This is a genomic window from uncultured Fretibacterium sp., from assembly GCF_938030725.1.
Lineage (GTDB): Bacteria > Synergistota > Synergistia > Synergistales > Aminobacteriaceae > Fretibacterium.
On sequence record NZ_CALHIQ010000142.1, the window covers coordinates 1 to 22,133 of the forward strand.

Sequence of the window (22,133 nt, forward strand, 5' to 3'; positions counted from 1 at the left end):
AGGCATCCCTCCCCCGTTCTCCCCCCCGCCCCCCAGCGTGCAGAGCGCGGGACGGGTGCGCAGGAACCCGGCGTCGATCAGGGCCTTCGAGAGCACGGGCCACGGCGCCTCCGGCCGGTTGGCCCCCCAGTTGGAGGCCCCCAGGGAAACCCCCAGGACCGTGTCGAGACCCCTGGTCTCCGCGGCGGCCAGGACGGAATAGATGGCTCCGGGGAAGGAGGAGGAGGCAAGGACCACGACCCGATCCCCCTTCACGAGCCCCAATTCATCGAACCACCGCAGCATCTGCACCGCCCAGAGCGGGTCCGTCGCGCAGCGCTTGGCCTTGAGGTCCCCCTGCGTCGTGGTGGTCACGCTCCACTCCAGCCCGATCAGCCCGCTGTGGTAGGGGTCTGCCCCTTCGTCGCGGGGCAGGTCGCGGCGGCCCAGCTCCTCCCAGAGGAAGGCCTGAGCCGCCAACACCTTGTCGTACAGCCGCTGTTCTGCCGGGCTGAGCGGCGGGGTCCACGACAGCCACAGCGCGGCCAGCGCCGCCGTCAGGAACAGGAGGCGCAAGGGGGAGCCACCCACGAAGGGCGCCCTGGCGCCCCTCATCCGAGGAGTCCCCGTATCAACCCCACGCCGAAGGAGGCTGCAATGGCGCAGGACGTTGCCCCGCACACCGTCATGACCGCTCCCTGCCGCTCCGCATCGGCGGCGATCAGCCCCGGCACGACCCACCCCAACCAGGGCGGCGAGGGGACGACGAACAGCAGGGCCAGGTGGGCGGCCAGGGCCAGCAGCATCGCCGCTCCCGCCCGCTCCCGCCCATAGAGTGCCAGGGAACGGGCAACGAAGGACAGGAGCGGCGCCAGGAGAAGCCCCATCACCAGCGCCGCCATGACCCGCACCGGGGAGGCGGCGTAGAGCGCCATGAGCCCCGGCGTCACCAGCCCTCCGCACCCCCAGCCCGTCCTCCTGCTCCAGACGAGCCCCATCAGGACGCCCAGGGCCATTGTGACGCAGTCCCACGCCTCCGCCGCGTTTAGAGCACCGACAAAAGAACCGTTCATGACGCCTCCTCCAGCGACCGTGCCGCGCCCAGCAAAAACTCAAGCGGCCAGCCCGCGACGTTGCCGCAGGCGAACACCTTGCCCCGTCCCCTTCGCCACGCCGCAAAGGACGCCGGGTCCGATATCTCATCCGTCCAGCGCAGGCGGCCGAGGCGGAGCCATGGACGCGAGGTGCGGGTGAACGCGGTCGCCCGCCACGGCAGGGAGCGAATCCACGGAAGGAAGGCCCGAAGCCTCGCGGGCCGATCCGGACGGTGATGAAAGAGCAGCGTCGTTTCCTCGGCCCTCCAGCCCGTCGCGATAAACAGCTGTTCCGTGCTGGCCGTTTCGTTCGCCGAAAAGGCTGCCGCCAGAAGGTCCTCGCCCTCGCCCAAAATTCGGAAGTCCGCGACGTCCGGGGGAAGGAACTCCATGGCGCGCTGCGCTGAGGCAAGGGCCTCGGACGAGGCCAGGCCCAGCCCCTCCAGGGAGAGGGTCAGGGCCTTCATCGCCAGGAGGACGTTGCCCTCACGAAAGGAGAAAGGCAGGTCCATCAGCGTCGCAGGCCCGCGCGCCTCGAGGACGCGGGCCACGAGGGCCGCTTCGGGGCCAGCCAGGACGGGAACCCCTTTGGGAACCCCCTGCAGCAGCGCCTCCGCCGCCCCTCGGACGCCGGGTCCCCAGGCGTCTTCGTGGTCGGGCCGCAGCGTGGTCCAGACTAGAAGCGTGGGGTCGAGCCAACGCCCCGCCGCCGGCTGAAGGAGAGGGGACACGGCGCTGTTCTCCATCACCAGGGCCTCCGCATCCATGGGGATCTGCGAGAGCCACCAGCGCATCTCCCGAAAGCTCACGGGCGAGGTCCGACGGACCACGCGCGGACCGGCGGGCGATAGCTCCCGCGGCAGCACCCCGGTGATGCGGGAGTAGGTCCTGAGCCCGACGGCCGACAGCCCCGCATGCAGGAGGCGAACCAGACTGCTCTTGCCGCGCGTCCCCGTCACGAGGATCCTGATGCCCACACGTTTCAAATCCATGCAGCGTTCCTCCAGCCAATAGGCGAACACAAAACTCGAAAGGGCCTCCGCTTCGCGCTCATAGTATAGCGCATAAGCGCAGCAGGGGCAGGGTTTGCTCGTCTTCTGCCGCACCGGACTGGGGCAAGGCCAAGCCCGGCTTAACCTGCACGGCGACGGGCCGGGTCCCCGATCGAGTCGTCGCAACCTGCAGCTTTGGGAACACTTCTTTTCTGTTCTTAACACCGTTTTTTATGCTATGCTCTTTAAACCGACCGCGTCGGCGGACGGCCGCCGCCGTCCGAAATTCAAACAGGGAGTGATCGTTATGGTTCTTGACTCCAGTGACCTTGCCTTCATCCTCTCCAATCTTGGGGGCCTCTTCATGGCCGTCGTCCTCCTCCTCTTTATCCTGTCCTTCTCCGTGCGGATCGTCCCGGAGTACCGGCGCCTCGTCCTGTTCCGGCTGGGCCGGCTGGTGGGCAGCCGAGGCCCCGGCATCGTCCTGCTCATCCCGCTGCTGGACCGGGCGGTGACGGTGGACCTGCGCATCCTGACGCTGGACGTCCCCGTGCAGGAGGTCATCACGAAGGACAACGTCGCCATCAAGGTGAACGCCGTCGTCTACTTCCGGGTCCTGGACCCGTCGAAGTCCGTGGTGGAGGTGGAGAACTACATCGTCGCCACCAGCCAGCTCGCCCAGACCACCCTCCGCTCCGTCGTGGGGTCCGTCGAGATGGACGAGGTGCTCTCCTCCCGCGAGAAGATCAATCAAGAGCTGCAGGAGATCATCGACGAACGCACCGATCCCTGGGGCATCAAGGTCAGTGCGGTGGAGGTGAAGGAGCTCGAGCTGCCTGAAGGCATGAAGCGGGCCATGGCCCGTCAGGCCGAGGCGGAGCGAGAGCGCCGCGCCAAGATCATCGCGGCAGAGGGCGAGCTTCAGGCGGCCACCAAGCTCTCCGAAGCCGCGCGGCAGATGGAGGTTTCCCCCGTAACCCTGCAGTTGCGCTACCTGCAGACCATCCGCGAGATCGCGGGGGAGCGCAACTCCACCACCTTCTTCCCCATCCCCATCGACCTGCTGCGCCCCTTCATCAACCAAGCCTTCGGACGGACCACGGAGAACCCGGACAAAGCCTGACGCCGGCCCCGTCGTGGGGACCAAAAACCGACCAAGCGCCCCCAGCGGGCGCTTTTTTTGTGCCCATAGACTGCGGCTTGACAGTCCAAACGGACCTGAACGCAGGACGCCCGCACCTTAAGGTTAGTTAAAGTCAGCTTTACGATACTCTTTATGTGCGATTCAACGAGCGTTTTGTCCGGCATGCTGCGGAAGAGGGCTTGTCATTTCACAAAATGAAGCCCTTCGTACGAGCATTGCCTCACCGAACTTGAGCCGGACAACGATGTTGGTGCGAAGATAATACCCAATCGCGTTTTATATGGATTGCTCCATCTTCGGGACAGCCCCCCTTCCAAGGAGTCAAAAACACTAAGCATTTCCCTTAACGTGAATTGGTATCAGCTTCGGAACCGTCACTTTAAACCTTCGCGTTATATAAAATTTGCAAAACGAAATTCCTTGTGTGCAGGAATGAAAACATTCCATAAGATTCTGAAAATATCTTGGTGCATGGGCACTCATTTCCACTTGGGAGTGGTGCCTGTTATAATTAACTCTCAGTGCTATTTTAGGACTGCATAACATGTCTTCCCCGAGTCGTCTTTATTTCCTATTGTTCTTTAGTGTTTCACGTGAAACAAGGCGAAAAACTAGCAACCCTAGCAAAATGACTTAGAGGCTAGCTCTAACTAAGTAAATCTCTTGAATCGCAAATTATTACGATCAAGCTGAGCCAAGCAAAAGACAAACTCCAGATTTTTGGCCCCAGGATCGGAGAGCGTCCTGATGGAGCTGGAAGTTGTTGCCCCTGAAAAACAACCCCTTCGCCTCGTAACGCGCATCACCTACTCACGGAGGGGAGATAAATCACGCAAGCTTTCCTCAGCGCTCTCATAACCCATCGTCAGCTAACTTCTACAACTTTGATCAACTCGATCGTCCTATTGCAAATTTATCCCTATCATGACAGTTAAAATAGATACTTGTGGAAACGACAAGCTTAACCACAGCGTCATAAAAAGCTGTCCCGAAACACGTCGCAACCAATGTGGTTCCCGGCCCGTCAGAGGAGCCCTCTGTAGAGTGTCCCCACAAAAATACCTAATGCGGATCGTCATCGTCATTTTACACATTACCATCCAAACACCCTTTTATTCTTCGATTCGTCTGAACTCGTAACAAAGAACACTAAAATCGACAACCTTGCGAATGTCCACCTCATGAGAGCAAGATATGCTAAAATTTTTCGCTCATTGACGACGTGTGTACGCCATCCTCAAACGCGGATGGCTAAATCTCTTCAAGACAAGCTAGGCATCTTGGCAAATTTCGGCAAATTACGCTAACCGCAGCTTTGTTTCTTCCCCAAAAATTTTGTAATTATCACTGAAAACTCAAGATGAATGGCGATATTCTCATTTCAGTTTCATATCGAACATCTAGCACGTTGTTTCGTTCCTCCTGCTCGCCGTATCACTATGTACAGTTTGGCTTTTGTTGAGGCTTACAAAAGCCGTTTTTGTCTACGAATCGTTTAGAAAGATATTCAAGCCAAAACATCCTATTAAAACCCCAACGTCCCGTTCATTCATCAATACCCAATTCATAGTTTTCGACAGTTTAATCAAAAATTACCTCCTTGGTGCTTGTCAGCATCCTCAGGGTTTCGCTAAAGAAGATAAATCACCAGACTTCCTTAAATTTAATTTGCTGTGAAATTATACTTCTAGCATTCCATGATCTGCTGCTAGTCGGCTCTCTGCTTAGGCTGGCTTGATAATTCCACAGTTATAGAGGATTTAAGGGGTCCATCTTCTCATCGTTTCAGGAGAAGAAACTCGAAGGGAAATGTGCATAACTTATGTGGATATGTGATTAACTTTGTGGATGACTTGGACCCAACGGGCCCATAAGGCACCCTGATGGAGCCCTGCAACAAAAGGCCTGCAGCGCACTCCTATGTTCTATAGGGAAATGGGGGCAATTCCTCATTAAAAATTATTATTTATTAATGTTATAACAATAAATATATTATATATCGACTAGTTTAGCGTATAAAGAGATTGACTTTTACTGCTCTTTATTGGAGAGAAGAAGCACTGCCTCGGAAGCCAAAGCGTGTGACAGGAGGCAAGGGCATCAGAGCTACGTATTTATACTTAAATCAATTTAAAATCCTCTAAAGTCTTGCGACATGGTCCTTTAAATTCAAAATAGGCCTTGCATATTTCGTAAAGGCTGATAAAATGCAGGAAAATCTTTGTTTGGAGGCGTAAGCAATGACCAAAGCGGAACTTATTGATGCGATTGCGGAGAAGCTGCTTCTGAAGAAGAAGGACGTCGTCCCCGTCGTGGAGGAAGTGTTTGCTTCCATCGAGGGCGCCCTTGCCAGAGGCGAGAAGTGCACCTTCGTGGGATTCGGCGTCTTCGAAGTGAAGGAGCGCGCGGCGCGCGAGGGCCGCAACCCCCAGGACCCCACCAAGGTCGTGAAGATCCCCGCCAAGAAGGTGCCCGTCTTCCGCCCCGGCAAGGATCTCAAGGAGAAAGTTCTGGCCATCAAGGGCAAGAAAAAGGCAAAGTAGTCCCTGCAACCTGCAAAACGAGAAAAAGGCGGCCGTCCGAGCCGCTTTTTTCTTACTCTTTCGGACTCTCAACCGCCCGCACCGTCAGGGCACGCCGTGCCCGCCCTAAGGAAGGAAAAGACACAATGCTTCAATTCAAGCCCATAGCCTGGGAGGACAAGGAAAGCTACACCTCCTGTTTTGAACGATGTCCCGTTCACTACGCGGAGTACTCATTTTTTGGCCTGTGGGGGTGGCTGGCAAGCGTCCCCATCGACCTGGCCCTCGATGGAACCGTGTACTGGCTGCGCTCCAGAGGACCGAAGCCTGGAATCTGCGGGCCCGTCGGGGACTGGAGCCAGCTCGACTGGCACCGAACTCTGGAGCACTTCGCCTCGGAGGAGGTCCTCTTCGACGTTCCGGAGGGGGCCGTACAGCTCATCCCGGAGGACCTCAAGGGGGCCCTTGAGGTCGAGGAGGACCGGGACCAGTGGGAATACGTCTACTCCGTGCCGGAGCTCATCGAGCTCAAGGGGAAGAAGTACGCCCACAAGCGCAACCGCGTCCGGGCCTTTTCATCGAGCTACGAGTGGGACTACTTCCCCATGCTCCCGGAGGACTTTCCCGCCGTCATGGAGTTTCAGGAGCGGTGGCGCGCACACCGCGACAGCACCATGACGGAGGACGAAACGGTTTCGCTCTACGACGAGGACCTCGCCATCCGCGCCGCCCTGGAGCGCTGGGACGACTTTCCCTTCCTAGGAGGCATCCTGAAGGTGGACGACGAGATCGTCGCCTACACCATCGCGGAGGAGCTCGACAGCCGGACCCTCGACATCCGCTTCGAGAAGGCCTTCGGCGAGTATGCTGGAAGCTACCAGGCCATCAATCAGCTCTTCCTCAAAAACCAGGGAGCCGGATACGACTGGGTCAACCGGGAGGAGGACATGGGCGAGGAGGGGCTCCGCGCCGCCAAGTTGTCCTACGGCCCGACGGACATGCTGAAGAAGTACAGCGTGCGTATCAAATAAGCGCCCTGCTGAAGTCCGCTAAAGCTTCTCCAGGTCGTGAACGGCGGCCACGTCGATCTTGTGGTCCGCAGCGAGCGACTCCACCGTTTCCAGCGCCTCGCAGGGAAACTCGCAGGCCAGCCCGCAGCTGGAGGACAGCTTGCGCGGCACCGGCGCGATACGGGCCGATATCCCCGCACCACGGCAGGTCCGCTCGAACATCAACGCCATACTGGTCGTCTTAAAGGTTGCGATGCAGCTCAATCCTAACCCACTCCTTCCCGAAGGTGTCCTTGCTGCCACGACCCCAATTATAAAACGAAAAGGGCCCGGCCGACCCAGCGAAGTTTCCGAAAGGACGTGGACGGGTATAATGTAAGGATACGTCTGTCGTGACGAAACGACGAAAATGGGGAGGGAGCGGAGTTGTTCTACCTGATGCTGGGGATCTTCGTGGCCGTTGCATTCGGCGCACTGCTCAAAAAGCAGCAGACGCGCCAGCACCCGCAGCCCCCTCAGGCTGCCCCGCAGGAGGAGGTCCAGGCCGCGTCCTCCGAAGCGCCCCAGGAGGATCGGCTTGTGATCGGTTCGCCCGGCGTCAAGGCCCCAGAGGCTCCGGCGGAGGAGCCCACGCCTCAATCCGAGGCCGTTCCGGCGCCGCAGGAGGGCCGCAGCATCGCCATCCTTCAGGAGGAGATCGTCCCCTGCGACACGGTCCTGGCCGCAAAGCCCATCAGCTCCCCCAATGCGGTGGGGAGCGCCACCTACTCGGCCGCTGCGCCCGCAACCCTCGGCGAGGACTCCCCCTACGCCTACGGCTCCTCGGCTGAACCTCCGAAGAAGGCGAAGCCCTCCGCCTCACTCCTGCGCTGGTGCGGCCGTACGGGCTCGCTGCAGGTGGGGGACCTCGTCATCCTTGGGCCGGTGACCTACTGGTCCGACGGCCCCAGCTCCGTCAAGGACCCCTGCTGCATCGACGTCGTCCTGCCAGTGGAGTACCCTCAGGAGGGTGCTTCCCTCCCCGCCGACGGTGCCGCCTCCTACGCCGAGATGACGCCCCTCCAGCGGGGCGTCTACCTGACGTGGCTCGCGGGCGGACGCATTCAGCCCCCCCTTCACCTCTGCTACCCCTCCCTGTGGCTGTACGGCCTGGAGCGGCGCGTCATCGCGGACCGGCTGGACATGGGCCTGTGCCTTGCGGAGGCCTTTCGCCTGCTGCCCCTGATCCGCTGGGACGCCGTGCTGACGAGCCTCATCCACTTCATCACCTGGCTGGCCGCCAAGATCTGGCTGTCGGAGGACGAGCTCCTGAGCTTCTGCAAGAAACTCCTCGTCGTGCCGGGCGAGCTCTTAATCATGCTGCTGGGGTCCTACGCCAACTCAAAACTCCCTCTGCCCTCCGCGGTGGCCTTCACCCTGATTCGCACGTCGGAGAGGCTTCGGACCGCCGCCCTGGGCGAAAGGGCACCGCAGGTCGCCCACTCCGACGAGCTCCTCCAGAAGTTCACGCCGCTCTACAAGGAAGCCACGAACGGCGGGCTGATCCTCCCGAAGCCCAAGACCTCCTTGACCCTCGCCTACACTCCCACGAACCCCTCCCTGGACGCGAAGAAGGAGGCCTCAAACGGCGTGGTGGAGCTGCCCAACTTCTTCGAGGACCTCGGCGTCTTCGACCCCCTCGTCGCCGTGTGGCGGGACTTCGTCACCGACCTGACGCCCCGACAGCCCAAGACCGCGGCGGAGAGCCTGGAGGGACGGCCCGACTTCGAGGGATTCGTCGAGGCCCTGAGGCAGGGTGGCGACGACGGCCCCCTGACCTCCACCCTGGGCGCGCTGGGCGCGTTGATGGGCCTGGACTGCTCGACGGATAAGGTTCACGGGGGCGACCGAAAGAACATGGTGGAAACGGCTCAGGTGGAGGGCTATCAGATCCTGCCCAACCTGGGGCTGCCCGGTTGGGACTACGGATGGGAGGACCCGATCCTCCTCCTCCCTCTGGAGCTTGGGGCCAGGCTCTCACAGGATTACCTCGCGGCCTCCTTCCTGCTGGACCTCCTCTGCGCCCTGATGGAGGTCCGGATCCGGAAGCTCTTCGAACCACTGCGGCAGCGCCTGAACCACTACTTCTCCCTCTCCACGGAGGACAACGTCCGGCTGGAGGCCCAGGGGCTCCTGGACGTCCCCGCCCACCACCCCGTCGAGCGCTACGGAGAGCTGGTCCAGTTCTGGCTTCAGGGGGAGGACCTGGCCGACCTGCGCAACTTCCTGTTCGACTTCCTGAGCTTCCTTCCCCAAACCCAGGCGGAGGAGCAGGCCCTGCGGGAGAGGGTCTGTGGCGTCCTGAACGTTTCCTCTGCCACCCCACCGCCCTACGAGGAGCGCGCGCCGCTGGAGCGGGGCGAGGCCCTACTCAAGACCCTGTCGCCGCTCTTCAGAAACTCGTAGCCGATTGTACGGCATAAAACCCGCCGCCCCTTCGGGCGGCTCTGAGTGATTCAGGAGGGATCCCTGTGTTCGACTATGTGATCATTGCAGACGACTACACCGGCGCCGTAGAGATCGCGGCAAAGTTCATGAACGGCGGGTACAACGCCGCGGTGACGCTGGACCCCGGCTCCATGGGCGCCCTGCGCAAGTACTCCGCCGTGGCCCTGGACATGGAAACGTTCTTCCTGTCCCCGGAACGCGCCGCCCAGAGGGTTGAGAACGTAGCCCGCGACCTTTTGCCCTGGAAGGAGAGCGCGGCCTTCTTCAAGCGCATCGAGCCGGGCCTTCGGGGCAACGTGGGCCCTGAGCTCCGCGCCGCCGCCGACACGCTGAAGTTCGACTGCATCGTCGTGGCCTCCGCCTTCTCCAGGAGCCGCAAGGCCGTGGAGGAGGGCACCCTGCACCTGGACCGGCAGGAGCCCATGTCCCCCCAGACGGCCACCACCGCCCACCCGGCGAGCTCCGCCGCCGTGGCGAAACTCCTGCGGGAGTCCGGGATGGACCCCAGGGAGGTTTCACGGGAGGATATCCGTACCCAGAGGACGGCAGAGGTCGTGGCTCAAAACGGCTGCTACTGCTTCGACGCCGAGAACGACGAGGACCTGCGCCTCATCGTCAGCGGCGTCCTGAAGGCCCGTTCCGTCAAGGACGTCCTGTGGGTCGGGTCCATCGGCCTGGCCAACGCTCTGGCCACCGCTCCAAAGTCCTTCGTCTTCGTCGTGGGGACGGCCCACCCCAGAAGCCTCCGCCAGGCGCGCCAGCTGGTCGATCAGGGCTACGTCAAGACCATCCCCGTCAGCATCGCGGGCCTGAACGGCGACCTGGCGGAAGCGATGCTCCCCCTCACCGCAGAGCTGGCGGACCCGCTCCTGCGCTGTGGGCAGTCCATCCTGCTGGTGGCGCAGGACGAGGAGGGACGCTTTATCCGCGGCCACTACCCCAACGAGGACGTGGCGGGGTTCCTGGACCTGATGGCGAACACCACCCGCGAGATCATGGGCCATGCGAGGATCGGCGGGCTCTGCGTGGCGGGAGGGGACTGCGCCGCCCGCATCGCCCAGCGTGCCCGGGCGGAGAACGTGGCCCTGGAGCGGGAAATCCAGGAGGGGATCACCCTCACGACACTGGTGGGCGGCCCCTTTGACGGCCTCCCCCTCATCACCAAGAGCGGTTCCCTGGGCGGCGAGAGCGCCCTGGTCCACTGCATGGAGTTCTTCATTCACCGCAGCGAGGGCAGGAGCGGGCTCCCCTGGATGTAGTGATTTTTTAACCGGACTTCTTCAGCGCTTCAGGGGCGGGGAAAGCGCCGGGCGAAGAAGGCCCTGAGGTGGGCCAGGGCCTGGGCGGTCTCCGGCGTCAGGGACGGAGGGCACTGGCTGCGAAAACGTCGGACCTCCGCTTCCGGCGGCTCGATGGCCGGAGCGCGCCTCCCGGGCCTTTGGCCCGAAACGGCGGGCTTCATGGGCGGCGCTCCCAACGTGACCTTCACCTCGTCGACGTCCAGGTCCCACCGCTCCTTGAGGGCGCGCCGAACGTTTCCCTTCATCTGGTTCAGCTGCTGCGCCGCGTGGGGCGTCTTTGCCGCCACGAGGAGCACCCCCGCCACAAAATCGTAGGGCACGGAGTTCCGCGCCCTCGCGGCCCCCACCACGAGGGACCAGCACCGCACCATCTCCCTCAACCGTTCGGCTCGGACGTTCCGCGGGACGATCCGCCCCAAAAGGTCCTTCACGGACACCATGCGGTCCAGCCTGGGCCGCCCTGCCGTCACCCGCTCCTCCGGCGCAGCCGTCCTGCGCTCGGCGGCCGCGGCCTTCATCCTCCGTTCCTCCGACCCCGCTGCCGAAGGACCACCGAGAGTAGCTGTACGTCCGCCGGGGTAACGCCCGACAGGCGAAGGGCCTGGCCCAGGGACTGGGGCCGCCAGCGAGAGAGCTTTTGACGGCCCTCGGCGCTCAACCCCGTCACCACATCGTAATCCAGGTCCTGCGGGATCGGGACGCCGTCCATGGCAGCCGTGCGCTGGGCCGTGCGGGCCTCCTTCTCAAGGTAGCCGGCATAGCGCAGCGCCGTTTCGACGCAGTGCGCCTCCTCCTCGTCAAGAGGACGCTCCGGGGGCGACAGCCGCGAAACCAAGTCGTAGGTCACCCCCGGACGCCGTAGAAGGTCCGCCCCGGACAGGGGCTCCGCCGGGGGTTCCACCCCCGCCTCGCCAAAGAGCGCAGCCCACCCCTCCGAAGGGGTCAGGCGCGTCGTCTTCAGCCGTTCTGCCTCGCCGTCCTCCCGTTCCCACCGCTTTGCGAGGGCGTCCCATCGCGCGTCGTCGATCAGCCCCACCCGCCGCCCCAAATGGCTCAGACGGCGTCCTGCGTTGTCCCACCGCATCAGGAGCCGGTACTCGCAGCGGCTGGTCAACATCCTGTACGGTTCCTCCGTGCTCTTCGTCGTGAGGTCGTCCACCAGCACGCCGAGGTAGCCGTCGGATCGCCCCAGGACCAGCGGCTCCTCTCCCTTCGCCTGCAGGGCGGCGTTGGCGCCCGCCAGAACCCCCTGAGCCGCCGCCTCCTCGTAGCCTGAGGTGCCGTTCACCTGCCCCGCGGTGAAGAGGCCCGAAACCTCCCGATTCTCCATAGAAGGTGACATTTGGTCAGGGCTTAGATACGCATATTCGATGGCGTATCCGGGCCGCAGGATCTTGGCGTCGGCACAGCCGGGCAGGGAATGGACCAGCTCCACCTGCACGTCGTAGGGCAGGCTGGTGGAGAAGTTCTGAATGTAGACCTCTCCCGTTTCAAGGGAAACGGGCTCAAAGACGATGGGGTGCGTCCTGCGGTCCGGGAAGCGCAGGAACTTGTCCTCGATCGAAGGGCAATACCGGGGCCCGTTGGACCTCAGCCCTCCGGCGACGAGGGGGGAACGCCCGATGTTCGCCCTCAGGACCTCATAGGTTCGCTCCGTGGTCCGGGAGAGCCAGCAGGCGTAGTCCGACCGATGGAGGCGCTTTTCCCCCCACAGGTCGAAGCAGAGGGGCTCCTCGGCCGACCTCTGGGGGACGGCGGCGCTGAGGTCGATCGTGGCCAGGTTCAGGCGCGGCGTGGTGTCCGTCCTCATGCGTCCCATCCTGAGGCCCAGGGACGCGAGTGACTTCAGCAGGCCCTCCGCAGGCATCTGGCCCATGGGGCCGGAGGGGAAGGAGCGAGCCCCCACGAAGACGCGCCCCCCCAGGTAGACGCCGCCGCAGAGGACCACCGTCCGGGCATCGTAGCGCGCTCCGTACCGCGTCAGGACGCCCGTCGCGCGCCTCCCCTTCCCGTCCGGCCGGGTCAGAAGCTCCACGGCCTCATCCTGAATCACATCCAAATTGGCCTGAGACAGGAGCTGCCTGCGGTAGTGCAGCCCGTAGAGCGCCGGGTCGCACTGGGCCCGGAGAGCCCGAACGGCCGGACCCTTGGAGGTGTTCAGCCAGCGGACCATCAGCGTCGAGGCGTCCGCGGCCCTCGCCTGCTCCCCGCCCAGGGCGCTGACCTCCCGCGTCAGGTGGCCCTTTGCCGGGCCTCCGATCGAGGGGTTGCAGGGCATCATCGCCGTGTTGTCGAGGTTCAGGTTCAGCATCAGCGTGCGGCAGCCCATGCGTGCAGCGGCCAGCGCCGCCTCGCAGCCGGCGTGCCCTCCGCCGACGACCACCACGTCATATCGTTCCTGAAACAAGGGATCGACCTCCAGGGGAATCCGCCTTGACGCTCATCGAAACAGGGCGCAGACGTTCTTGTCCAGATCGGGAAAGGGGTCCTCCACGCCGGTGAGGAAGACCTGCCAGCCGGTCCCGGCCAGGGCGGTCCCCGCTGCCGCCCGCCCCTCCGCGTCCAGCTCCGCTGCCAGGTCGTCGAAGAGCAACACCGGCTTGCGGCCGATCCGGGCTTCCACAAGCCTTCCGGCGGCCAGGATCAGGGCGAGGACCAAGCGTCGCTTCTGCCCTCGACTGAGGGACTCTGACGCCGGACGGCCCAGGGCCGTGACCTCCAGGTCGTCGCGTCCGGGACCCACCAGGGGGCGCATGGCCCGAGCCTCCTGCTCCTCGTGCTCCGCCAGCGCCGCCAGGAGGTACTCCTCGCCGCTCCCGGTCAGGTCGGGCCGCAGGGCGATGGAGAAGGGCGGCGCCGAAGCGTCCATCCCATCCAGCGCGAGGGACAGACGCACACACACCCGGCGTCGGGCCTCCAGGATCCAGCCCCCCATACGGGCGAAGGGCAGGGTGGTGGCCCGGGGCGAACGCCCCTGGCGCAGGAGGGCCGCCCTCCGTCGGGCCACCTGCCGAAACTCCGCCAGGCGCCGCGCGTAAGGGGGCAGGCACAGTGCGGAGAGCCGATCCAAAAAGAGGCGGCGCACGGCGGGAGGGCCGTCAATCAGGTCGATGTCGGTGGGCAAAAAGACGATGGAGGGGACCAAAAGGCGGACCTCCGTGCAGCTTGCCTGTTTGCCGTCCGCTCTGAGGGTCAGACGCGTCGATATCTTCGCCTGAAGCTCGTGCCCGCTCTCCCCTGCCGCCCGCGCAGCCAGCAGGGCCCGCCCCTCGCGGGAGCCCCAGGCCACGACCCTGCCGATGCGGCCCCCGAACGGCCCCCAGCCGGAGAGGAGGTTCAGGCCCTCCAGGAGGTTCGTCTTCCCGGACCCGTTGGGCCCACAGATGAGGTTGAGCCCCGGCCCCCACTCAAACCGCGCGGACGGAAAGCTGCGGAAGTCCCTTAGGGCGCAGGCCTCAAACCGCATGGCTCCGCCGGTGCAGGCTGACGGTCACGCCTGCTGATCCCGCTCCGTTGCCGCGTCCTCCTCCCCGGCCTCCAGGAGGTCCTGAGGGGCGATGCGCGCCGGCATGAGCATGTAGAGAAAGCTGTCCGAGTCCTCCTGAAGGACGCGGGTCTGGCCCTCCTCGCCGTTGAACTCCACCGTCACTTCGCCGCCCCTCAGAGCTCGAACGCCGTCCTGGAGGTAAGTCAGGTTGAAGCCCACCCGCAGAGGGTCCCCGTCAATGGAGGCACTCAACACCTCAAAGGCCGTTCCGAAGTCCGGCGCCTTCGCGGTCATCTCAAGCTCTCCGCCCGGGGAGAGCCGGAGCACCACGAGGTGGGCCGGGGTGTTGCGGGCGATGATGTCCAGCCGCTCCAGGGCCGGGAGGATTTCGTCCTTGCGGACCCGAAGGGTCGTGAGGACGTCGGAGGTCAGGATCCGCTCGTAGTTTGGGAAGGCGGACTCCACGCACCGGATGGAGAACTCCACCCCTTCGAGCTGAAACCAGGCTGTCGAGCCGTCGTTCAGGATTTGGACGTGTGACTCCGGGTCCCCCAGGCCGGTGAGCCGGTTCAGCTCCTTCAGGGCGGGGATGGGCAGCATCATCTCCCGCTCGGCCTTGGACTCGCAGGGACACTTCGAGATGGAGAGCCGTTTGCTGTCCGTGGAGACGACGCTCATCAGGTTTTCCTGGACCTTCACGAGGCAGGTCCCAAGGTACTTCGGGAAGTCCACCGGCGTGGAGCTGGCCACGGAGCCCTCGTTAATCGCCTGCATCAGGTCTGCGGCCAGGACGTCGGCGAGCGCTGAGGCGCTGTCGCTGCGCGGGATGTTGGGGAACTCCGAAACGGGAAAGGTCGAAAAGCGCATCTTGTTTCGCCCGGCCGTAAGCGTTCCGCGCTCCTGAACGACTTCTAGGGTGGCGGTGTCCGACTGAATTTTCTTCAGAAAGTCCCCAAAGAGGCGGACGGGGAGGACGGCGGAGCCGGCCTCGACGGTCTGGACCCCCGAAGCGGTGCATCGGATGGCGGTCTTGAAGTCGGTCGCCTCAAGGGTGACGGCATCTCCTGTGTTGACCAGGATGCCGCTGACGGCGTTCATGGCGCTTTTGGCGTTGCTGGAGTGTTCGGCCATCTGCCAGGCTTTGAGGAATTCCGTTCGGTTGATTTCCAGTTTCATTCCGGGTCCTCCTTTTTTGGGTCTTTTTTGTTGGAGTTTTTTTACGTTTGGCGTTTGCTGGTTGTGTATTGGTTTGAGGTTTCTTTTGTTTTTTTATTTTTTAGTAACAGTAATAGTAATAACCTCGAACAAGTCTGTGGATAAGTTGACGCGATGCCGTCGATTTCGGTTGTTGTGTCGTGTGGATTTTTCGTGGGAGCGCTGTGGATAACCTGTGGGCGGCGTGGGCGAATCCCGTGGCCCACAATTTGTTTTGTGGACAACACTTGGATATCCACAACTCGTTCACAGCCTGTTCTTGAGGTTATCCACCGTCCGACGCACCTCCTGGTCCGTCTTGACGAGTTCGCCGATCTTCTTCCGCGCGTGGATGACGGTGGTGTGGTCCTTCTTGCGGAAGGCGTGGGCGATCCGAAGAAGGCTCGTCTCCGTCATCTCGCAGCAGAGGAACATGGCGATTTGTCGGGCCATGGCCAGCTCCGCCGTCCGCTTGGAGCTGGTCAGCTCCTCAGGGCTCATGCTGAAGTACTCCGCCACGACGCTCTGGATGTCCTCCACCGTCACCGGCGCCTTGACGTCCATGCGCAGGACGTCCTTCAGCCACTCGGAGCTGCGCTCGATGGTGACGGGCTCGCCGTAGAGCTCCGAGGACATGATGACGCGGTTCAGCGCGCCCTCCAGGTCCCGAATGTTGCTGGGGATGTGTTGAGCCAGGAAGTGGACGACCTCGTCCGGCAGGTCGCAGCCCCGCAGCATGGCTTTCTTCTGCAGGATCGCAATGCGCGTTTCCAGGTCCGGGGGCTGGATGTCCGCCACCATCCCCCAGTTGAAGCGGCTGATCAGTCGGTCCTCGATGTTCTGAAGCTCGGAGGGCTGCCGATCCGAGCAGATGACGACCTGGCTGTTGCCCTCGTAGAGCGTGTTGAAGGTGTGAAAGAACTCCTCCTGGCTCCGCTCCCGGTTGCCCAGGAACTGAATGTCGTCGATCAGAAGGATGTCCACGTTGCGGTAACGATCCTTGAACTGGTCCGTCTTCGAGTCCCGGATGGACTGGATGAACTCGTTCAGGAACTTCTCCGCGCTGATGTAGAGGGCCCGAAGGTCCGGCGACCGTTTCAGGGCGTAGTGGCAGATGGCGTGCATCAGGTGCGTCTTGCCGAGCCCCACCCCGCCCCAGATAAACAGAGGGTTGAAGCGCTCCTTCACGGGGGCCTCCGTGGAAACCAGGCTCTCCGCGACGGCCAGGCTCGAGGCCTGCGCCAGGCGGTTCGATTTGCCCACCACGAAGCTCTCGAAGGTGTAGTTCGGGTTCAGGTTGATTCGCGCCACGGGGGCGCTGTGCCCTGGCCTTTCCTGCTGATCCTGCCGTGCCAGTTCCGCCCTGGCCTCCTCCGGCTGCACGCTGGCCTGGAGCCGGAGGCCCCTCACCCCCATCCCCTCCGCTGCCTCGTTGAGACGGGCCAGAAACTTCTTCGCGATCTGCTCCTTGATGAAGGGGTTCGCCGTGTCCACCACCAGCGTTCCCTCCTCGATGGAAATGGGTACACAGGTGCTGAACCACAGCGGGACGGCCTCCTCCGGGAGGTCCGCCCGCGCCAGGATCCCCTGCCACAGGTCCATCAGATTTCGTTCGTCCTTTTGCTGCAATCCCTTTCACCCCTGTACCTTGAAGCCTGTCCCCTGCCGCCTGGTCACAGGCGGGGGACCACCGTGATGGGGATGTGGACGAGCGCCGACCCCGTCCCTCCCGTGAGATCGCAGGGTTGTCCACATCGACGGCCCTCTGTAAGGCGTTTCTCAAGCCAATTTGAGTTAATTATACACTTATCCACAGGGAAATGACGCAAAACCTGTGGATAACTCGCCGTTTCCGACCCGCTTTCAGAGCGCGATGGGGATAAACGAAGGTAAAATGAACGAGTTCATTCGTCGCGGATGCTTCACGGCGGAGTTAATGATATCATGAACGATGTGGACGGACGGCGGGCAAGGAACGCCGTCTGCCCAGGAGGTCCTGTCCAGGACCTCCTGTCGGGGTGCCGTCCGCCCTCTTCCGCTGCAGGTGGCCTGATCGAGGAAGGGGACGGGGGAAGTCTGCGGGAGCTCAAGGAGGTCTTTTCTAAAATGTCGATCTATCTGAACAACGCCGCTACCACCTGGCCGAAACCCGCCCCCGTCGGCGAAGCCATGGCCGCCTTCCTTGCCCGCGGCGGGGCGAACCTGGCCCGGGGCACGTCCTCCGCCCGGGACATGGAAACGCTGAACTCCGTGCTGGACTGCCGCATTCGGGTCGCCTCCCTGCTGGGCGGCTGGGAGGATGCGGACCCCCGGTACGTCACCTTCTGCGCCAACGTGACCGAGGCACTGAACTTCGTCCTGCGGGGCTTCCTGCGGCCGGGGATGAAGGTCGTCGCTTCCTCCATGGAGCACAACGCCGTCATGCGGCCTCTCAGGGCTCTTGAAGAGCGGGGCGTCCTGCTGACGCTCCTGCCCTCGGACCGCGAGGGGCTGCTGGACCCGGAGGACCTGCGGCGGCTCCTGAGGTTTGAACGGTTCGACCTGATGGTGATGGCCCACGCCAGCAACGTTTGCGGGACGATCCAGCCCTTGGAGGAGGTGGCGGCAATCTGCCGGGAGGCGGAGCTGCCGCTGGTGTTGGACACGGCCCAGACGGCGGGGGTACTGCCCCTGGACGCGGCGAAGCTGGGGCTCGCCGCGCTGTGCTTCACGGGGCACAAGGGGCTGATGGGCCCCCAGGGCGTCGGCGGCGTGGTGTGGAGGCCGGACTTCGCCCGGAGGGTGGAGCCCATCGTCACGGGGGGGACGGGGAGCTACTCGCACCTGGAAACTCAGCCGGAGGAGCTGCCGGACCGCTTCGAGTCCGGGACCCCCAACCTGCCCGGCATCGCGGGGCTCCACGCCGCGCTGGGGTGGCTGGAGGCGGAGGGCGTCCAGGCCGTCGAGGCCCGCGAGCGGGAGCTGGGGCGGCGCTTCCTGGAGCGCCTCTCGAAGCAGGAGGGCGTCCTGCTCAGCGGAAAGCAGGGCATGGAGGGGCGGCTTCCCGTCTTCTCGATCAACGTCCGGGGGTTGGACAACGGAGTCCTGGCGGACGAGCTGTCCCGCATGGGGTTTGAAACCCGTCCGGGACTGCACTGCGCGCCGGAGGCCCACCGGTCCCTCGGCACGTTCCCCCAGGGGAGCCTTCGGGTTTCGCCGGGGTACTTCAACGCGCCTCAGGACGTCGACGACTTCTTCAGCGCGCTGTCGGAGGCGGTGAAGGCGCTTGGAGGGATCAAGGCACATGTACCTGCGTGAGCTGACGGTCCTGCCGTCCGACGCCTCCTGCCACGGGCGACTGAAGCTCCACAGCCTGCTGGACTACCTGCAGGACACGGCGAGCCTGGCGGTGAGGGAGCTGGAGGGGACCTCCTCGGAGCTCCTGGCGCGGGGCTACGCCTGGGTGCTGCTGCGCTACGAGGTGGAGGTTCTGGCGCCGCTTCCGGCCCTGGACGAGCGCTTCGTGGTGGGGACCTTTCACGACGTGGAGCACGGCTACAACACCCTCCGGGTCTTCAACGTGGACCGGCCGGACGGGACGCCTCTGGCCTGGGCCAAGACCTCCTGGCTCCTGCTGGACCTGGCGTCGGGGCGGCCCGTGCGCCCGAAGGCTCACCTGCCCAGGATCGACGAGCGCTACACGGGCCCCATCGACCCGGACTTTCCGGACATCCCGACCCCCGACTCGGACGCGCCCTGCACCGAAGTCCTTTGGCCCGTCCGCTTTCACGACCTGGACGTCAACGCCCACGTGAACAACGCGGCCTACTTCGAGTGGATATTCGAGGCCACGCCCATCGACTTGATGGAGTTCGAGCCCAGGGGGATATCGGCCTCCTTCCGGTCCGGGATCCGCTGGGGCGGCCGTCCCCGCATCCACATCGCGCCCCTGCCGGAGCGGGGAAGCGTGCGGTCCTTCGTCTACCGCATCACGGACGACGAGCGTCCGGGCGAGAAGCCCATGACCCTGTTCTCCTGCAGCTGGGAGCCCTGTCGGTCATGAACATCGTCATCGTTGGAGCGGGCGAGGTGGGGCGCAGCATCGCGGCCACCCTGTCCGCGGACGGACACAACGTCAACCTGGTGGAGCAGGACGTGGAGAAGGCCAAGCGCGCGGAGGACGAGCTGGACGTGCGCGTCATTCGGGGCAACGGGGCCAGGCCCCAGGTGCTCTGGGACGCGGGCGTGCGGGAGGAGGACTGCGCCGCGGACATCCTGGTGGCCTGCACGGACCGGGACGAGGTGAACATGCTGTCCTGTTGGATCGCCCACAGTGCCGGGGTCCGGAACGTCATCGCCAGGGCACGGGGGCTTGAGTTCACGGACTCCCCCACCTGGGGGCAGAAGCTCGGCATCGACATGATGATCTCGCCCGAACGGTCCGTGGCGCGGGAGATCCTGGAGCTCCTGACGGTGAGCTCCGCCACCCGCACGGCGGAGCTTCTGAACGGACAGGCGGCCATCTACGCCTTTCGCGTCGCCGAGGACTCCCCGCTGGCGGGAAAGTCCCTGAAGGACATCCGCATCGCCTACAAAGACCTCGTCGCCATCGTGGTGTGCGTGGAGCGCCCCGACGGGGAGAGCTTCGTCCCCGACGGTGACACGGTGCTGGCCGCTCAGGACCTGTGCTACGTGGTTTCTTACAAGGAAACGGTCTACATGCTGGAGGAGCTCTTTCAGCGAAAGAACTCCCGGCCCCTGCGCCGGGTCTTCATCGTCGGGGGCGGAAAGATCGGGTGCCAACTGATCCAGAGGATTCACGAAGCGTACCGGCACGCGGAGATCCGTATCCTGGACGTCAACGAGGAGCGCTGCAGGAGGCTGTCCGACGAGCTGGGGGACAAGAACACCCTGTTCCTCCACGAGGACGGCATCCAGAGGGAGGTCCTACAGGAGGAGGGCATCGAGGAGGCGGACGGGTACGTCTGCGTCACGGACTCCGACGAAGTGAACCTGGTCTACGCCGCCATGGCGAAGGCCATGGGCGTCCGCAAGAGCATCGCGGTGGTGCGCCGCCACCTCTACCGCGACATGCCGAAGTACATGCCCGTCGACGCCGTGGTGGACCTGAACGAGGCGCTGTCCTCCACGATCCTTCGTACGATTCGCTACCCCGGCCACGCCCGGGCCCTCTCCATCATCGAGAAGATCGACGCGGAGATGCTGGAGGTGGTGCTGCCGGCGAAGCACAGCCGGGCGGGGATCCCCCTCTCGGACCTGGGGCTGCCCAAGGGCGTCCTGGTGGCGCTCCTGGGCAGGGGGAACCGGGTCTTCGTCCCCATGGGTTCGACGAAGCTGGAGCCCGGCGACCACCTCATCCTCTTCGCCTCGACGGCCCTGATGCGCGAGGCCGTGGAGCTCTTCGGGGAGGAGCAACCGTGACGCGCGCACCGGCAGGAGGCCTTCACCGATGAAGGTGGGGATCGTCCTCCGCGTCCTCTCCTTCATCTGCGCGATCGTTTCCCTGTTCATGCTCCCCCCGCTCCTCCTGGCCCTCCTGGACGGCACGGGAGACGCCGCCGCCTTCGCCCTCTCCCTCGGCGCCGGAATCCTGCTGAGCCTGGGCCTCTTCCTGGCCGGTCGGCGCTGGCGGCCCGGCCCGCTTGGGGACACCCTGGGCATCCGCGAGGCCGTGGGCGTCGTGGGCTTCGCCTGGGTGATCGCCTCGGCGGTGGGGGCGCTGCCCTACTGGCAGTTTGGCGCGGCGCCCCGCTACGTCGACGCCTTCTTTGAAACCATGTCGGGCTTTACCACCACGGGGGCCACGGTGCTGGCCGACGTGGAGGCCCTCCCCAGGGGCATCCTGCTCTGGCGCGGGCTGACCCACTGGCTTGGGGGCATGGGGATCATCGTCCTGAGCCTCGCGATCCTGCCCTTCCTGGGCGTGGGGGGCATGGAGCTCTACAAGGCGGAGGTGCCCGGCCCCACGCCGGAGAAGCTGACCCCGCGCCTCCACCAGACCGCCCTGCTCCTGTGGGGGGTCTACCTCGCGCTGACGCTCGCCGAAACCCTCCTGCTGATGCTGGGGGGCATGAGCCTCTTCGAGGCGGTGGTCCATTCCTTTGCCACCATCGCCACGGGGGGCTTCTCCACGCGGAACGCCTCGATTGCCGCCTTCCGCAGCCCCTACGTCGAGTGGGTGATCACCGCCTTCATGTTCGCATCGGGCGTCAACTTCTCGCTCTACTTCCTGCTCTTCGCGAGGCGCTTTCGAGCAGTCCTGGGCGACGAGGAGCTGCGCTGGTACGCCGCCATCGTCGCGGCCTCCGCCCTGGCCATCGCCCTCTGCCTCCTCCGCCGCGGCGACTTCTCCGGGGTCGAGCCCGCGCTGCGCGCCTCCTTCTTCCACGTGGTGAGCCTGATCACCACCACGGGGTTCGTCACCGAAAACTACGACCTGTGGCCCGAGTTCGCCCGGTTCCTGCTCCTGATCCTGATGGTGGTGGGGGCCTGTGCCGGGTCCACGGGGGGCGGGTGCAAGGTCGTGCGCTTTCTGGTCCTGCGCCGTCAGGTCCAGGCGGAAACCCTGCGCCTGCTGCACCCCAGGGCGACGGTCACGGCGCGGATGAACGGGCGGGCCATCGGCCCTGACGTCATGGACTCCGCCTCGGCCTTCCTGGTCCTCTACCTCCTCATCATGACTTCGGCCACGCTCGCGATCACCGCCTTCGGTCACCCGAAGCTCGACGTGATGTCGGCCTTCTCCGGGGTGGTGGCCTGCCTCAGCAACGTGGGGCCGGGGCTGGGCGCCCTGGGGCCCGTGGAGAACTTCGCCTGGCTGCCCGCGGGCGTCAAGTGGGTCCTCTCCTTCTGCATGTTGGCGGGACGGCTTGAGCTCTTCGCCGTGTTCCTTCTCTTCCTGCCGGGGTCGTGGAGACGGTGAG

The 22,133-nt window shown here is 64.1% G+C and carries 18 protein-coding genes; 9 read left to right on the forward strand and 9 right to left on the reverse strand.

What is annotated here, in order from left to right:
- From pgsW to Q0629_RS08110, 3 genes are all read right to left on the reverse strand, one after another.
- Positions 1 to 594, reverse strand: a 594-nt coding sequence (gene pgsW, locus Q0629_RS08100; RefSeq protein WP_298781191.1) for a poly-gamma-glutamate system protein, incomplete at its 3' end; no start/stop codon positions are given.
- Complete coding sequence (locus Q0629_RS08105; protein WP_298781193.1) at positions 591 to 1,052, reverse strand: poly-gamma-glutamate biosynthesis protein PgsC/CapC; 462 nt, start codon at positions 1,050 to 1,052, stop codon at positions 591 to 593. The genes Q0629_RS08105 and pgsW, both read right to left, overlap by 4 nt.
- Entirely contained in the window at positions 1,049 to 2,065 is a 1,017-nt protein-coding gene (locus tag Q0629_RS08110; RefSeq protein ID WP_298781196.1) for a gamma-polyglutamic acid synthetase, read from the reverse strand. Before Q0629_RS08110 ends, Q0629_RS08105 begins: the two co-directional genes overlap by 4 nt.
- Before the next feature lie 307 nt (positions 2,066 to 2,372).
- Here Q0629_RS08110 and Q0629_RS08115 point away from each other — a divergent pair, with 307 nt between their 5' ends.
- The 3 genes from Q0629_RS08115 to Q0629_RS08125 all read left to right on the forward strand — a co-directional run bounded on the left by Q0629_RS08115 (position 2,373) and on the right by Q0629_RS08125 (position 6,762).
- Positions 2,373 to 3,188 carry a slipin family protein gene (locus Q0629_RS08115; protein ID WP_298781199.1) on the forward strand — a complete coding sequence of 272 codons (816 nt, stop codon included), beginning with the start codon at positions 2,373 to 2,375 and terminating at the stop codon, positions 3,186 to 3,188.
- Positions 3,189 to 5,449: 2,261 nt separating this feature from the next.
- Positions 5,450 to 5,752, forward strand: a complete 303-nt coding sequence (locus Q0629_RS08120) for an HU family DNA-binding protein (protein WP_298781203.1) — start codon at positions 5,450 to 5,452, stop codon at positions 5,750 to 5,752.
- Positions 5,753 to 5,877: 125 nt separating this feature from the next.
- Positions 5,878 to 6,762 carry a phosphatidylglycerol lysyltransferase domain-containing protein gene (locus tag Q0629_RS08125; protein WP_298781205.1) on the forward strand — a complete coding sequence of 295 codons (885 nt, stop codon included), beginning with the start codon at positions 5,878 to 5,880 and terminating at the stop codon, positions 6,760 to 6,762.
- An 18-nt stretch (positions 6,763 to 6,780) separates the two neighbouring features.
- Here the strand turns inward: Q0629_RS08125 and Q0629_RS08130 are convergent, their stop codons facing one another.
- Positions 6,781 to 7,005: a DUF3343 domain-containing protein gene (locus Q0629_RS08130; protein ID WP_298781207.1), complete on the reverse strand. Its 225-nt coding sequence runs from the start codon at positions 7,003 to 7,005 to the stop codon at positions 6,781 to 6,783.
- A gap of 162 nt (positions 7,006 to 7,167) precedes the next feature.
- Here Q0629_RS08130 and Q0629_RS08135 point away from each other — a divergent pair, with 162 nt between their 5' ends.
- Entirely contained in the window at positions 7,168 to 9,186 is a 2,019-nt protein-coding gene (locus tag Q0629_RS08135) for a TerB N-terminal domain-containing protein (RefSeq protein WP_298781210.1), read from the forward strand.
- A 65-nt stretch (positions 9,187 to 9,251) separates the two neighbouring features.
- Entirely contained in the window at positions 9,252 to 10,487 is a 1,236-nt protein-coding gene (locus Q0629_RS08140) for a four-carbon acid sugar kinase family protein (protein ID WP_298781212.1), read from the forward strand.
- A 29-nt stretch (positions 10,488 to 10,516) separates the two neighbouring features.
- Here the strand turns inward: Q0629_RS08140 and Q0629_RS08145 are convergent, their stop codons facing one another.
- From Q0629_RS08145 to dnaA, 5 genes are all read right to left on the reverse strand, one after another.
- The gene (locus Q0629_RS08145; protein WP_298781214.1) at positions 10,517 to 11,047 is read right to left on the reverse strand and encodes a DUF721 domain-containing protein; all 531 of its coding nucleotides are present in this window, start codon (positions 11,045 to 11,047) and stop codon (positions 10,517 to 10,519) included.
- Complete coding sequence (gene mnmG, locus Q0629_RS08150; RefSeq protein ID WP_298781217.1) at positions 11,044 to 12,936, reverse strand: tRNA uridine-5-carboxymethylaminomethyl(34) synthesis enzyme MnmG; 1,893 nt, start codon at positions 12,934 to 12,936, stop codon at positions 11,044 to 11,046. Before mnmG ends, Q0629_RS08145 begins: the two co-directional genes overlap by 4 nt.
- Before the next feature lie 33 nt (positions 12,937 to 12,969).
- Positions 12,970 to 13,995 (reverse strand): DNA replication and repair protein RecF, encoded by a 1,026-nt coding sequence (recF, locus tag Q0629_RS08155; protein ID WP_298781219.1) that lies wholly within the window; start codon positions 13,993 to 13,995, stop codon positions 12,970 to 12,972.
- Positions 13,996 to 14,019: 24 nt separating this feature from the next.
- Positions 14,020 to 15,192: a DNA polymerase III subunit beta gene (gene dnaN / locus Q0629_RS08160; protein ID WP_298781222.1), complete on the reverse strand. Its 1,173-nt coding sequence runs from the start codon at positions 15,190 to 15,192 to the stop codon at positions 14,020 to 14,022.
- Between the two features lie 285 nt (positions 15,193 to 15,477).
- Positions 15,478 to 16,839 carry a chromosomal replication initiator protein DnaA gene (gene dnaA / locus Q0629_RS08165; RefSeq protein WP_298781224.1) on the reverse strand — a complete coding sequence of 454 codons (1,362 nt, stop codon included), beginning with the start codon at positions 16,837 to 16,839 and terminating at the stop codon, positions 15,478 to 15,480.
- A 315-nt stretch (positions 16,840 to 17,154) separates the two neighbouring features.
- Here dnaA and Q0629_RS08170 point away from each other — a divergent pair, with 315 nt between their 5' ends.
- Genes Q0629_RS08170 through Q0629_RS08185 form a run of 4 tightly spaced genes read left to right on the forward strand, consistent with a single transcriptional unit; the run spans position 17,155 to position 22,132 of the window.
- A complete protein-coding gene (locus tag Q0629_RS08170; protein WP_366123250.1) occupies positions 17,155 to 18,507 on the forward strand; it encodes an aminotransferase class V-fold PLP-dependent enzyme in 1,353 nt (450 codons plus the stop codon).
- The gene (locus Q0629_RS08175; RefSeq protein WP_298781227.1) at positions 18,494 to 19,252 is read left to right on the forward strand and encodes an acyl-ACP thioesterase domain-containing protein; all 759 of its coding nucleotides are present in this window, start codon (positions 18,494 to 18,496) and stop codon (positions 19,250 to 19,252) included. Before Q0629_RS08170 ends, Q0629_RS08175 begins: the two co-directional genes overlap by 14 nt.
- Positions 19,249 to 20,631: a Trk system potassium transporter TrkA gene (trkA, locus tag Q0629_RS08180; protein WP_298781229.1), complete on the forward strand. Its 1,383-nt coding sequence runs from the start codon at positions 19,249 to 19,251 to the stop codon at positions 20,629 to 20,631. Before Q0629_RS08175 ends, trkA begins: the two co-directional genes overlap by 4 nt.
- Positions 20,632 to 20,659: 28 nt before the next feature.
- Positions 20,660 to 22,132 (forward strand): TrkH family potassium uptake protein, encoded by a 1,473-nt coding sequence (locus Q0629_RS08185; RefSeq protein ID WP_298781231.1) that lies wholly within the window; start codon positions 20,660 to 20,662, stop codon positions 22,130 to 22,132.
- Position 22,133: the final 1 nt, after the last annotated feature.